This window comes from Micromonospora sp. NPDC047756, assembly GCF_055587245.1.
The window spans coordinates 79,408-91,745 of sequence record NZ_JBVJGQ010000010.1 but is presented as its reverse complement, the minus strand read 5'-3'; the positions used below and the strand labels follow the sequence as shown (position 1 = coordinate 91,745).

Genomic DNA, 12,338 nt, shown 5'->3' with positions numbered 1-12,338 from the left:
CATCCCGGCCGAGCGTCGTACGCTTGACGCCACGCCAGCCGGTGAACCTCACTTTTGCCATAACCGACGCGAATACACCCCCGGAGTCGCCGCCGTGTCGACCACCTCCTCCCCCGGCCCCACCGCCGTCCCCGCGCCCCGGTCGACGGGAGAGCCGGACGCGGCCACGCTGGCCCGCACGGCCGAGCAGACCGCGGGCGCCCTGCTGGCCCCGGCGGCCCCCCACCGGCTGACCGACGTCGTGCCCGCCCCACAGCAGGTCCAGCCGGACCCGACCGCCGACTGGGCGCTGCACGCCGAAGCCGTCATCGTGTCCAGCGCCGACCCCGCCGCGTTGGCGGTCGCCGAGCAGCTCGCCCAGCTCCTGCGCCCGGCCACCGGCTACCCGCTGCCGGTCACCGACGCCACCACGCCGGAGCCCGCCGGTGGCATCGCGCTGGTGCTCGACGACCGCGCCGACCTCGGCGCGGAGGGCTACCGCCTCGACATCGCCACCGACGGGGTGAACGTCACCGCAGCCACCGCAGCCGGCCTCCATCACGGCGTACAGACGCTGCGCCAACTGTTGCCAGCGGCGATCGAGAGCCCGACTCCGGTCACCGAACGGTGGGTGCTGCCCGGCGGGACCATCACCGACGCACCCCGGTTCCCCTACCGGGGCGCGATGCTCGACGTCGCGCGGCACTTCTTCGCCGTCGAGGACGTGTTGCGGGTGGTCGACCACCTGGCCCGCTACAAGCTCAACCACCTGCACCTGCACCTCACCGACGACCAGGGCTGGCGGATCACCGTCGACTCCTGGCCCAAGCTGACCAGCATCGGCGGCACGACCGAGGTCGGCGGCGGCCCCGGCGGGCACTACACGAAGGCCGACTACGCGCGGATCGTCGCCTACGCGGCAGCCCGCCACATCACCGTCGTCCCGGAGATCGACCTCCCGGGGCACACCAACTCGGCCCTGGTCGCGTACCCGGAGCTGGCACCGGACAAGATCGCCCCGCCGCCGTACACCGGCACCGAGGTCGGCTTCAGCTACGTCGACCCCGCCGACGAGCGCACGTACGACTTCGTCGCCGACGTGCTGGGCGAGGTGGCCGCGCTCACCCCCGGCCCCTGGCTGCACATCGGCGGCGACGAGGCGTTCAAGGTCAAGGGCGAGGTCTACACCGGCTTCGTCGAGCGGGTCCAGCGCATCGTGGCCGACCTCGGCAAGACCGTCGTCGGCTGGCACCAACTCGCGCCGGCCGCCCACCTCGACGGGCGGGTTCTGCAGTGGTGGGGCACGAACGGCGAAGACCCCACCACCCTCGACGCCGTCCGCCGGGGCGCCCGGCTGATCGTCTCCCCCGGCAACCACGCCTACCTGGACATGAAGTACGCCTCGGACACCCCGATCGGGCACGACTGGGCCGGCCTCATCGACGTGCGGAAGGCGTACGACTGGGATCCGGGCACGCAGGTCGCCGGCGTACCCACCGAGGCGGTCCTCGGTGTGGAGGCCCCGCTCTGGACCGAATCGGTCACCTCGCTGGCCGACATCGAACTGCTGCTCCTGCCCCGCCTCCCGGCCATCGCCGAGTTGGGCTGGTCACCCCGGGCACGCCACGACTGGGTCGACTTCCGCGACCGCCTGGCCGGCCAGGGCGCGCGCTGGGCAACGGCCGGGATCACCTTCCACCGCGCACCCGAGATCCCCTGGCCCACCACGCCGGCACTTCCCGCACCACGCGACGCGAACCTCAAAACCACGTCCGATCGCTAGACGAGCAGCAGGTCCGTCAGCCCCACTCGGAGCGGCGGGCGTGGTCCATCACGCCCGCCGCGTCCCGCCCGAAGGGCGGATCTCCGGCCGCACTCGCGCGATCAGCCGGCGGCGAGGTCGGCGATCCGTTCCGGGGCGAGCGTGGAGGTCCAGATCCGTACGTCGTCGACGACACCACCGAGCCGCGAGTGCCGGCTCCCGCTGGTCTCCCCAACGCAGCCGATCAGGGTGGGGCCGGGGGCCATCCAGGGAGTGACCGGGCCGTCGACCTCACCCTGCGCGACGCCGTCGACGTACAGGCGGACCTTGCCGGCGCCGAGGTCGTAGACACCGGCGAGGTGCGTCCACTTGCCGAGCGCCGGTGGCTGCTGCGACTCCGAGTTGCGCCAGACGGCATCCCTCGCGGGCGAGTCCGGCATTCCGAAGTGCCAGCGATTGACGCCCGGGTGGTAGCCGAGATAGAAGGGGGTATTACCACTGGATATCTGCGACATCACCGTGTGGTGCCCGGTGGCCTTTTCGAGCAGCACCCACGCGGTCAGGGTGAACGAGGCGTCGGTACGCACGAGCGGACCCGGAGCCTCCGCGCAGGAGTTCTCGGCCAACTCCAGGCCCAGGGCCCCGTCGCGACCGAAGCCCCGATCGCGGGCCCAGGCGTACGGGCCGGTGATGGTCAGGTCGCGGCCGTTGCCGGACGTGTCGGTCAGGTAGGTCGGCGTGTCGCTGGCCGGGCCGTCCAGCGGCCACAGACCCTCCAGCTTCACCCCCGGGTTGCCTCCGTGCGCGGCGGCCACCTGGGCGGCGGTGAGGGCTCCCTGCCAGGCCTGCACGCCACTGACCGACCCCACGACGTGGTCCACCGGAATACCCGTGTACCTCGCACAGCCGATGGTGACCGGCCCGTTGGCCTGCCAGGGTGTCGCCAGCCTGGGGGCCGACGAGGCCAGGACACCGTTGACATACAGACTGATCCGCTGGGCTGTGGCGTCGTAGACGCCAGTCAGATGGGTCCACCTACCCACGTCGGCGGCCATGCCGGCGGGGGATCTCGCCCACGGCGCCGAGGAATCGTCAGCATCGACGTCGAACATCAGGAAGCCCCAGTGGTGGGTGCCGTCCAACACCCGCGTGCCGAGATACCAGCCGCTCTGACGTTCGCCGTCCTGACCGATGACCGTCTGGTTGCCCAGGCCCTTGTCGTCCACCTTGACCCACGTCGCGATCGTGAATGACTCGTCGGTTCGCACCGCGGGCCCGCTCGTCGTCGCGCACTGTTGCCGGCCGTTCAGTTGGAGTGCGGACGCGACCCGGCCGTGCTGGTCCTCGACCCACGGCACGTCCTCCGGCACCACCGCGTCGGAGGATCGGCCTGTGCTTTCGGCACCACTACCGCGCAGTTGCCAGTCGCCGACCAGGCCGGCGGGCAGTTCGGTGGCGGCGCGGGCGATCTGTTCGTCGGAGAGCAGGCCCTGCCAGACGCCGACGTGGTCGATCCCGCCGATCAGGTGGTACAACTCCGAATTCGCGCTCCCGAAGCAACCGACAAGGAATTGGCTCGTCGCGTTCCACGGCGTGAACGGAATCTCACCCTCGGACGCGAACTGCCCATTCACGTACAGCCGCATGATCCGCGCCACCGGGTCGACGGTGGCCGCCACATGCTGCCACTGCCCCAGCGGCGTCGACGTCGGCGCGAAGACGCTGACGAAGGGCGACCCGTCGAAGTCGCCGCCGGTCACGACCAACTCCCAACGATCCTGTACGTGGTGGTAGAGCAGGTAGAACGAGGGCCGCGCCGTACCGACCTGAGCGAAAACGGTACGCAGGGAAGACTTGTCGGCCAGGTTCACCCAACCGGAGACGGTGTACTCCGCGTCGGTGCGAACCGTGGGCGCGCTCTTCGCGCAACCCGCACCGTTCATGGCGAGCGCGGCACCCGGCACGCCTTTGCGATCGGCGCCATAGCTGACCCCACTGCCGAGGGTCAGATCGCGTCCCTGTCCCGAGTCGTCGAATCCGTCCCCATCGAGCCTCCAGGTGGCCTGCGGCTGGGCCTGGGTGATCCGGCCGGTAAAGAAGTTGAACGCGGTCCGCGCCGAGTAGTTGCCGGCATTGTCCTGCGCCCAGACATAGACGACAGTCCGGCCGACCTCCGGAGTGAAGGTGACGGTCGTCGTGCCGCTGGACGCCTGGAAGGCCTGCATCGCGTCGGTGCCGATGCCGTAGGCGAACTGCTTGACGCCGGACATGGCGTCAGCGGCGGTGAAGCTGAGTGTCACGGGCGCGCCTGCGACCGGGGTGCCCGAGACGCGGGTGACCACGGGCGTGGTGGGGGCGGTGTGGTCGACCCGGAAGTAGCAGTACCCCGTCCAGCCGGTGCCCTCGCCGGCCACGTCGTCATAACCCTGTACCCGCCAGTTGTAAGCACCGTCGACAAGAGCGGGGGCGGTCCAGCCACGCTCGACGCCGGAGGTGGTCCATGCCGAGGTGTGATCAGGGGGGTTGGTCGGACCGTTGATGTCGAACTGCACCTTCACCGAGCCGTCGCCGTCGTTGGCCTTGCCGTAGAGAGTCGGAGTGGGGACGTTGACCCATGGCCCCGGTGACGACGTGCTGCAGTTGCCTCCGGGCGAGGTGCGGATCGCCACCGGAGAGGAGGGCCGGGACTGGTACGTCGCCTTCAATCTGACGTTGGCCGGATCGAACTTCGCCCAGTGTCCACCACTCTCGTTAACCATCCTGAGGCCGAAGGTTATCGAGGCAGCGCCCGCATTCGCGTGCCGCTGGACGTGGTAGCCGACGTTTCCTCCGTTGAAACTCTGCCAATTGGCCGACTGACCGCAGTTGGCCCCGACGGTCTTTGTCTGCAGCGGCCCGCCGTGCAGCCACGTACCGGCCATGCCATTCCAGCTGGGTGTGTTGCTGGCCAATGAATTCGTCTGCCAGATGCCCAGGGACTCATTACAGTTGCCCGTGTGCACCAGGTACGCGTCGACACTCGTCGTGTTCACGAGGCGCCGGCCCGACATCGCCGAGATGTCGAAGTAGAAATGCGACCGCCAGATGTCCCCATGGTTGTCCCAATTTGAGCCGACGCGGGCCACCTCGCGCGGCCAGGAACTACCAGAGGTCCACTGGGTGCCTGCGTTGGAATCGTTCACGGGGGCCCACCTGGCCCACTTCATGTCATAGCTCGGGTCGATGAAGACCGGAAACTGGCTGCCGCTCAGCACCGCCGGGTCCACGGCCACCGTGAGTGATCCTTCGTCGACACGGACGTCGACCCGAGCCACAGCAGCGGCGTCGGACGGACCGTTGACACTGGAACGGGTCACGGCGCGTTCCCCGCTGCGGTCGAGGGTCCCGGCACCCCGTTTCCCGGCGGAGGGCTCACCAGTCGCCGGCGTCGAGTCCCATGCCATCGCCGGCGGGGCAGCCGCGAACAACCCACCCGGACCGGAGATGGTGACGCGATTGTCGGTCACCGCCACGTCGGCCGATCCGCCGAGAACGAACCGCGTCTCCCGGACTGCCGGGTTCTTCGCCGCCACAGCGCTCTTGACCACCAGCAGGTGCGAGAAACCGCCGCGTTCGGCCCGTACCACCAGGTCGACGTCCGGATAGACGTTCGGATAGGTGATCGCGTCACCCTTGATGACGCCCTGCGGCAGCGCGCTCGGCCACCCGAGCGAGAAGTCCGCGCCAGCGCCGGTCATGGAGGCGAACGGGCCTTGCCCGCCCTGGGAGAAGACCACGTCGGCCGTGGAGGCGACCGGACGGACGCGACCGTCGCCGCCGACCACCAGCGTCGTATCGATCCCCCGCCAACGACCACCCACCTTCGCCCACTGCGGCTCGGCCCATGACTCCAGGGTCAGCTCACCGGAGGGTTGCGCGAAGACCCTCGTGGTCTCCGAGGCTGCCGCCAGCACTTCGACCGCCGTGTCGCAGGTACGCGCGAGCGAGATCGCCGCATCCTCGGACGGCGCCATCACCGCATCACCGGTGGCGGCTGCGGAACAACGGTCCGATTCGGGGGCAGCGGCGGCCTGACCGCTCGTCCCGACAACCGCTATCGCGCCCGCCAAAAGTGCGCCGGCCGTAATATTTGCCAGCCCGGCATGACGAAGTAGAACCACAGCCGCACACCCCCGTAGAGCAGCCCAAGAAGTCTTGCGGCAGACAATACATAGATCCACTGTGTTTAACCATACGCAGTTTCGGCAACACATATTAAGGCCGAATCCAGAGTAGATCGACCATTTTGGCCGGTTGGCGGCGATGGTCAAGGCTCGGCGGCTGGCGCTCCGCAGTAAGCGCCCACAGTAAGAATCGCTCGAATTCGACCGTTTCCGACGGCCTGGCGCGTGACGCGGCGAAACGTGTTCCGGCAGCGGAACAGTGTCGGATACGCAAATTGGTCGCGCCCCACGTCGCGTGGCGCAATCCGCTGTCGCCCGCACCAATGGGACCAATTCGCACATCAGGAAGGGCTCCGTCACGGCTGGCTGCCCGAGACCGACCCGCCCACACGGCACCCTGCCCCCGTGCTGGCCCGACCCGGCCAGCGATGACACGGGCCGACATGGCCGACCAATTCACGTTGGCGCACCCGCGATGCCCCCTGATGGGCGATGCCCCCTGGCCATGCCGTCGGGACGCCCCTTGGCACGCGTACTTTCAGGACCCTGAGTTGATTACCTCAGCTCGCTCGGCGGGTCCGTGTCGCCCACTTGACGAGGACCGCCGTTTGTCCGGTTTGATGCTTGATGCCGGGTGGTTGGGGCCACTCTGGCGGCGGAATCGTGGGCCAGGCCGGGTCGTTATACCTGGCAGACCACCGCAGCAGCCCGTTTCAACTCCGAGCCGGGGCCTGACGGAACAGCCGCCGGGAACACCTGGCAGCCCGCCCCGGTTACACCCCCGATCGACCAGGCAACGGCAGCCACCGGGAACACCCGGCGGGCCGCCCGGGTTACACCCCCGAACGGCCGAGCACCACGACGGCTGACCCCCTCGCGGGTAGGCGGAATGACCTGCCACCGCGAACGGTTACACCACGTCCCGACGCCGACCCGTAGCTGGGTCGCCGGGCAGACGAACTTTCCCCGCATCACCAACTACCCCCGGGTGTGGTGTGGGTTTCCCCCAAGGCAGAGGAGCACGCCATCATGCGTACCGATCTGATCCGTAAGACCGCCCTGACCGCCGCCGGCCTCGCCTTCACCGGTGGCGCCATCGCCGGACCCGTCACCACCGCGTTCGCCGCCCCGAGCACCGGCAAGCCGGCGTCGCAGGCGCAGACCGACCGCAAGGGTCACGGTGAGCGTCAGCTCGGCGTCCGCTACGAGGCGCAGCCGAACTTCTACTACTGCGGCCCCGCCGCCGCCCGCAACGCCCTGTCCGTCCAGGGCAAGGACATCAGCGTGGACGCCATGGCCAAGGAGATGGGCACCACCGAGGCCGGCACCAACTCCATCAACGACATCACCCCGGTGCTGAACAAGGAGACCGGCAAGAAGGACGCCTACCGCTCCGTCGAGATCAGCACGCCCAAGGCCGACGAGAAGCAGACCGACAAGCTGCGCGCCGACGTCGTCAAGACGGTCGACGACGGCCGGGCCGTGGTTGCCAACATCGCCGGCACCACCACCGACACCGACGGTGGTATCCACTCCTTCGAGGGTGGGCACTACATCAGCGTCGTCGGCTACCGCGACAACGGCAACATCGTCAAGATCGCCGACTCCGCCGACCCGAACACCGCCTCGTACGAGGTCACCATCGAGCACCTCGCGGACTGGATCGCCACCCGCGGTTACGCCACCAGCTGAGCACCACCCACCGCCGAAGGGCCGGACCCCACCAAGGGTTCGGCCCTTCCGCATGCCCAGGTCCGCGCCCCGCGCCCCGCGCCCCGCGCCCCGCGCCCCGCGCCCCGCGCCCCGCGCCCCGCGCCCCGCGCCCCGCGCCCCGCGCCCCGCGCCCAAGATCCTCACAACATCCCCGATACTGCTGCCTCCGACACGCACGGAGACACCAACATCCCTGATATTGCGCGGATCTCGGCGCCGAGTACCCGGCGGGGGTCCCTTGGTTGCGTCACGGGTCCTTTGGAGCTGATGTCGTAAATGAATCAGCGTCGCCACGGCAGCGGTGAAGGAACGTCGCAATGCGACTACAGGGCAACCCGGTGCGGCACCTGCAGGGCAACTCGCCACGGCAACCACAGGGCAATACGGTGACGGCAACACGATGGTGGCCACCACAGAGCAACACGGTGACGGCAACACGATGGTGGCCACCACAGAGCAACACGGTGACGGCAACACGATGGTGGCCACCACAGAGCAGCAATGGCGTGGTAGCAACCGCCGGGCGGTGCGAGTCAGTGGCACCGCGAAGGGCGCACGGCCGAGCCCCCAGGTCATGACTCGTTTACGACATCAGCTCGATAGCGTGCCGCACCCCTACGTCCGCCCCCTGCTCCCGGCCGGAGCTGGGCCGGAGCTGGGCCGACACTAGGCCGGAGCTGGGCCGACACTGGGCCGGAGCTGGGCCGACACTAGGCCGGAGCTAGGCCGACACAGGACCGGAGCTAGGCCGACACAGGACCGGAGCTAGGCCGACACAGGACCGGCACCCTGCGAAGAAGCTCCGACGGCGACGACCCCACGTAGGGTCGAGGACTCAGCCGCCCGAGTCGTCCATCTCGGCGCCCTCGGGGACGGTGTCGTCGTCCCGGCTGGCCAGCCAGCCCTCTGGCAGGAAGACCTTGCCGGGCGAGTTGGTGCGCCCGCGCGGCTGCCCGAGGGCGGTCATCGGGAACGGCTCCGCCGGGTCGAGCTTGCCGAGCAGGTCGTCGAGCTGGGCCAGGCTTTCGATCATCGCCAGCGAGCGCCGCAGCTCGCCCCCGACCGGGAAGCCCTTGAGGTACCAGGCAACGTGCTTGCGGAAGTCGGTGCAGCCGTCCCGTTCACCGCGGGCCGGATTGCGGGCGCCGGCCGTGAACTGGTCGACCAGCAGCTCGGCGTGCCGGCGCATGGTCACGGCCACCTCGCCGAGGGTGGGCAGCCGGCGCTCCGGCCGACCGTTGAAGGCGGCCTCCAGGTCGGCGAAGAGCCACGGTCGGCCCAGGCAGCCGCGCCCGATGACCACGCCGTCGACACCGGTGTGGGCCACCATGCGCAGCGCGTCGTCGGCCTCCCAGATGTCGCCGTTGCCGAGAACCGGCACATCGAGTGCCTGCTTCAGGGTGGCGATCGCGTCCCAGTCGGCGGTGCCCGAGTAGCGCTGCGAGGCAGTGCGCCCGTGCAGGGCCACCGCTGCCACGCCGGCCTCCTGGGCGGCGAGCCCAGCCTCGACGTACGTCAGGTGGTCGTCGTCGATGCCCTTGCGCATTTTGACAGTGACCGGCACGCCGGACGGTGCCGCGGCGGCCACCGCGGCCCGCACCAGTCTCGCGAAGAGCCGCCGCCGCCACGGCAGCGCCGCGCCGCCGCCGCGCCGGGTGACCTTCGGAACGGGGCAGCCGAAGTTGAGGTCGATGTGATCGGCCAGGTTGCGCTCGACGACGATCCGCACGGCGGCGGCGGTGATCTCCGGATCGGTGCCGTAGAGCTGGAGACTGCGGGGCTTCTCGTCGTCGCCGAACGCGATCATGCGCAGCGTCTTCGGGTTGCGCTCGACGAGCGCCCGAGTGGTGATCATCTCGCAGACGTAGATGCCGCCGCCCTGCTCGCGACAGAGCCGACGGAACCCGACGTTGGTGATCCCCGCCATCGGCGCGAGCACGACCGGCGGCCACACCTGGTGGGGGCCGAGGGTCAACGGGCGCAGCGCGGGCAGGGTTGGGGCGGTCACCGCCCAAGTGTACGGGGCCCCGACCGGACGGTCAGGGCCCCGTGACCAGCGTCAGCAGCCGGGGAGGCGCTCGATCAGGTAGCGCTCGACCTGGTCCAGGGAGACCCGCTCCTGGGCCATGGTGTCCCGGTTGCGCACCGTCACCGCGTTGTCGTCCAGGGTGTCGAAGTCGACGGTGACGCAGAACGGGGTGCCGATCTCGTCCTGCCGGCGGTAGCGACGCCCGATCGCCTGCGAGTCGTCGAACTCCACCACCCAGCGCTTGCGCAGCAGGGTCGCGAGGTCCTTGGCCTTGGGCGACAGGGCCTCGTTGCGGGACAGCGGCAGCACCGCCACCTTGACCGGGGCGAGCCTCGGGTCGAACCGCATCACGGTGCGCTTGTCCACGCCGCCCTTGGTGTTGGGCGCCTCGTCCTCGTCGTACGCCTCCAGCAGGAAGGCGAGCACCGCGCGGGTCAGACCCGCGGCCGGCTCGATGACGTACGGCATCCAGCGCTCACTCTTGCTCTGGTCGAAGTACGACAGGTCGACGCCGGAGTGCTTGCTGTGCGTGGAGAGGTCGAAGTCGGTGCGGTTGGCGACACCCTCAAGCTCGGCGAACTCGGTGCCACCGAACTGGAAGCGGTACTCGATGTCCACGGTCCGCTTCGAGTAGTGCGACAGCTTCTCCTTGGGGTGCTCGAACAGGCGCAGATTGTCCGCCGAGAGGCCAAGGTCGAGGTACCAGTTCCAGCGCTCCTGGAGCCAGTACTCGTGCCACTGCTCGTCGGTGCCCGGCTCGACGAAGAACTCCATCTCCATCTGCTCGAACTCGCGGGTCCGGAAGATGAAGTTGCCCGGGGTGATCTCGTTGCGGAACGACTTGCCGGTCTGCGCGATGCCGAACGGGGGCTTCTTGCGAGCGACCGTCTCGACGTTCTTGTAGTTGACGAAGATGCCCTGCGCGGTCTCCGGGCGCAGGTAGTGCAGCCCTTCGTCGCTCTCCACCGGGCCCAGGTAGGTCTTCATCAGGCCGTTGAACATCTTCGGCTCGGTGAAGGTGCCCTTGTTGCCGCAGTTGGGGCAGTTCAGCTCGGCCAGCGAGGTGAGCGGCTTGCCGTGCTTCTCGGCGTACGCCTCTTCCAGGTGGTCCGCCCGGAACCGCTTGTGACAGAACTGGCACTCGGTGAGCGGGTCGACGAACTCGGCGATGTGGCCGGACGCCTCCCACACCTTGCGGGACAGGATCACCGCGGAGTCCAGGCCGACGACGTCGTCGCGCTGCTGGACCATCGTCTTCCACCACTGCCGGCGGACGTTCTCCTTGAGCTCCACGCCGAGCGGACCGTAGTCCCACGCCGATCGGGTGCCTCCGTAGATCTCACTGGAGGGGAAGACGAAGCCTCGGCGCTTGGCGAGGCTGACGACGGCGTCGATACGGTCGGCTGGCATGTTTCCTCCTACGCCGGCTGGCGGTCGGCGGGGGCGAGATGTGGACTGAACGGTCGGTTCGGGACAACGGTACGACCACCGTCGCCCCGAGCCCAGCAGAATACCGGGGACGGGTCAGCTGACCTCGCAGACCTCCACGCCACCGGTCTGCCCGTCCTGCCCGAGGCTGACCTGTTGCCGCTCCCGTTCGCCGCCGTCGAGGGTCACGTCGACGGGCACGGTCAGGTAGGTGGTGTCCACCTCGCCCACCCGGAACGCTGTCACCTGCGGTTCGGCGGCGGCGCGCCGTTCGAACTCCGGCCGGGACTCCCGCCGCTGCGCGTCGTCGCAGAGCTGGTCGTACGCCCGCCCGTAGTTCCGCTCGACCAGCGCCTGGTAGTAGTCGCCGGTCACGGTGCGGGCCTGTTCGCGGATGGCCTGGACTCCGCTGACGGCCAGGCCGACGACGGCGGTGCCACCACCGCCGCAGCAGAGCACCACGGCGAGCGCGCCGACGCCGAGGCCGATCCAGAGCCGGGTCCGGCGGCCCTCGGTGGGCGGCGCGGCGAACGGCGGAGCCACCCCGGGACCGGGTGGCGGGGCGGGTGCGGTCATAGGAGCAGCGTAGTGTCCGGCGGCTCAGCGGTAAGGACCCGCAGCCCGATCACTCTCGGCGACGACCACGGCCCCGCCGGGGGCGGCGGTGGCCAGCGCCTCGTACGCGGAGGGCTCGTCGACGGACTCGGCCAGCAGCGGCACGGCGCTGACCTTGACCTCGAAGCCGCCCAGCGCCCGCCGGTAGGTGCCGACCGACTCCCACTCGGTGACCAGTGACCAGTGCCGGGGGTCGTCCAGCGCCCGGACCAGTTGGCCGCGAAGGTAGCCGGGCCGGGCGGCCAGCGCGGTGAGGGCGGCGTGCGCCCGTTCGGTGAAGCCGTCGGCGGCATCGACGTCGACCACGAACCGGTTGGTCACCAGCACCGGGGGTTCCTCCTCGTAGAGTCTGTGGGATGCAGCGTACGCAGCGCCCTCTGCTCGCCCGGTTGGCCGGGGCGAACCCGACGTCGGTGTTCCTGCTCACCCTGGTGGTGGTGCTGGTGGCGTTCTTCACGCCCGGGGTGATCGGCGGGCTGCTCACGCTCGCGCTCGCCGGGGTCCTGATCGCCCTGTTGGCGACGACCTGGGCGGTTCAGGCGCCGCGGACCCGGCTGATCCGACTGCTGATGTTGACCCTGCTGGTGACGGTGGGCCTCGCGAAGCTGCTCTGAAATGAAATCATGCGTTCATGCGTTTTTGACAATCA

The 12,338-nt window shown here is 69.5% G+C and carries 8 protein-coding genes; 3 read left to right on the top strand and 5 right to left on the bottom strand.

Annotated features, from left to right (window positions below):
• The first annotated feature begins 1 nt into the window (after position 1).
• Positions 2 to 1,762 (top strand): beta-N-acetylhexosaminidase, encoded by a 1,761-nt coding sequence (locus tag ACZ6NZ_RS29795; RefSeq protein WP_465861356.1) that lies wholly within the window; start codon positions 2 to 4, stop codon positions 1,760 to 1,762.
• Positions 1,763 to 1,863: 101 nt separating this feature from the next.
• Here ACZ6NZ_RS29795 and ACZ6NZ_RS29790 read toward each other — a convergent pair whose 3' ends face one another.
• Positions 1,864 to 5,901: a LamG-like jellyroll fold domain-containing protein gene (locus ACZ6NZ_RS29790; protein WP_465861199.1), complete on the bottom strand. Its 4,038-nt coding sequence runs from the start codon at positions 5,899 to 5,901 to the stop codon at positions 1,864 to 1,866.
• Between the two features lie 1,032 nt (positions 5,902 to 6,933).
• Here ACZ6NZ_RS29790 and ACZ6NZ_RS29785 point away from each other — a divergent pair.
• Positions 6,934 to 7,596, top strand: coding sequence for a C39 family peptidase (locus ACZ6NZ_RS29785; protein ID WP_465861198.1), 663 nt, complete (start codon positions 6,934 to 6,936; stop codon positions 7,594 to 7,596).
• A gap of 856 nt (positions 7,597 to 8,452) precedes the next feature.
• On the opposite strand, the gene dusB is transcribed toward ACZ6NZ_RS29785, so the two are convergent.
• From dusB to ACZ6NZ_RS29765, 4 genes are all read right to left on the bottom strand, one after another.
• Positions 8,453 to 9,625 (bottom strand): tRNA dihydrouridine synthase DusB, encoded by a 1,173-nt coding sequence (gene dusB / locus ACZ6NZ_RS29780; protein ID WP_465861197.1) that lies wholly within the window; start codon positions 9,623 to 9,625, stop codon positions 8,453 to 8,455.
• Positions 9,626 to 9,676: 51 nt separating this feature from the next.
• Positions 9,677 to 11,056 carry a glycine--tRNA ligase gene (locus tag ACZ6NZ_RS29775; RefSeq protein ID WP_091409675.1) on the bottom strand — a complete coding sequence of 460 codons (1,380 nt, stop codon included), beginning with the start codon at positions 11,054 to 11,056 and terminating at the stop codon, positions 9,677 to 9,679.
• Positions 11,057 to 11,170: 114 nt separating this feature from the next.
• Complete coding sequence (locus tag ACZ6NZ_RS29770; protein ID WP_465861196.1) at positions 11,171 to 11,650, bottom strand: hypothetical protein; 480 nt, start codon at positions 11,648 to 11,650, stop codon at positions 11,171 to 11,173.
• Between the two features lie 24 nt (positions 11,651 to 11,674).
• Positions 11,675 to 12,016 carry an antibiotic biosynthesis monooxygenase family protein gene (locus tag ACZ6NZ_RS29765; protein WP_366611971.1) on the bottom strand — a complete coding sequence of 114 codons (342 nt, stop codon included), beginning with the start codon at positions 12,014 to 12,016 and terminating at the stop codon, positions 11,675 to 11,677.
• A gap of 29 nt (positions 12,017 to 12,045) precedes the next feature.
• Between ACZ6NZ_RS29765 and ACZ6NZ_RS29760 the strand changes: the two genes are divergently transcribed.
• The gene (locus tag ACZ6NZ_RS29760) at positions 12,046 to 12,303 is read left to right on the top strand and encodes a hypothetical protein (RefSeq protein ID WP_465861195.1); all 258 of its coding nucleotides are present in this window, start codon (positions 12,046 to 12,048) and stop codon (positions 12,301 to 12,303) included.
• Positions 12,304 to 12,338 lie beyond the last annotated feature (35 nt).

What these genes read in the sequence shown, in the direction of transcription:
- ACZ6NZ_RS29770 (WP_465861196.1), bottom strand. Translation starts at nt 11,650, where the DNA reads ATGACCGCACCCGCCCCGCCACCCGGTCCCGGGGTGGCTCCGCCGTTC.
- ACZ6NZ_RS29775 (WP_091409675.1), bottom strand. Translation starts at nt 11,056, where the DNA reads ATGCCAGCCGACCGTATCGACGCCGTCGTCAGCCTCGCCAAGCGCCGA.
- ACZ6NZ_RS29760 (WP_465861195.1), top strand. Translation starts at nt 12,046, where the DNA reads ATGCAGCGTACGCAGCGCCCTCTGCTCGCCCGGTTGGCCGGGGCGAAC.
- ACZ6NZ_RS29785 (WP_465861198.1), top strand. Translation starts at nt 6,934, where the DNA reads ATGCGTACCGATCTGATCCGTAAGACCGCCCTGACCGCCGCCGGCCTC.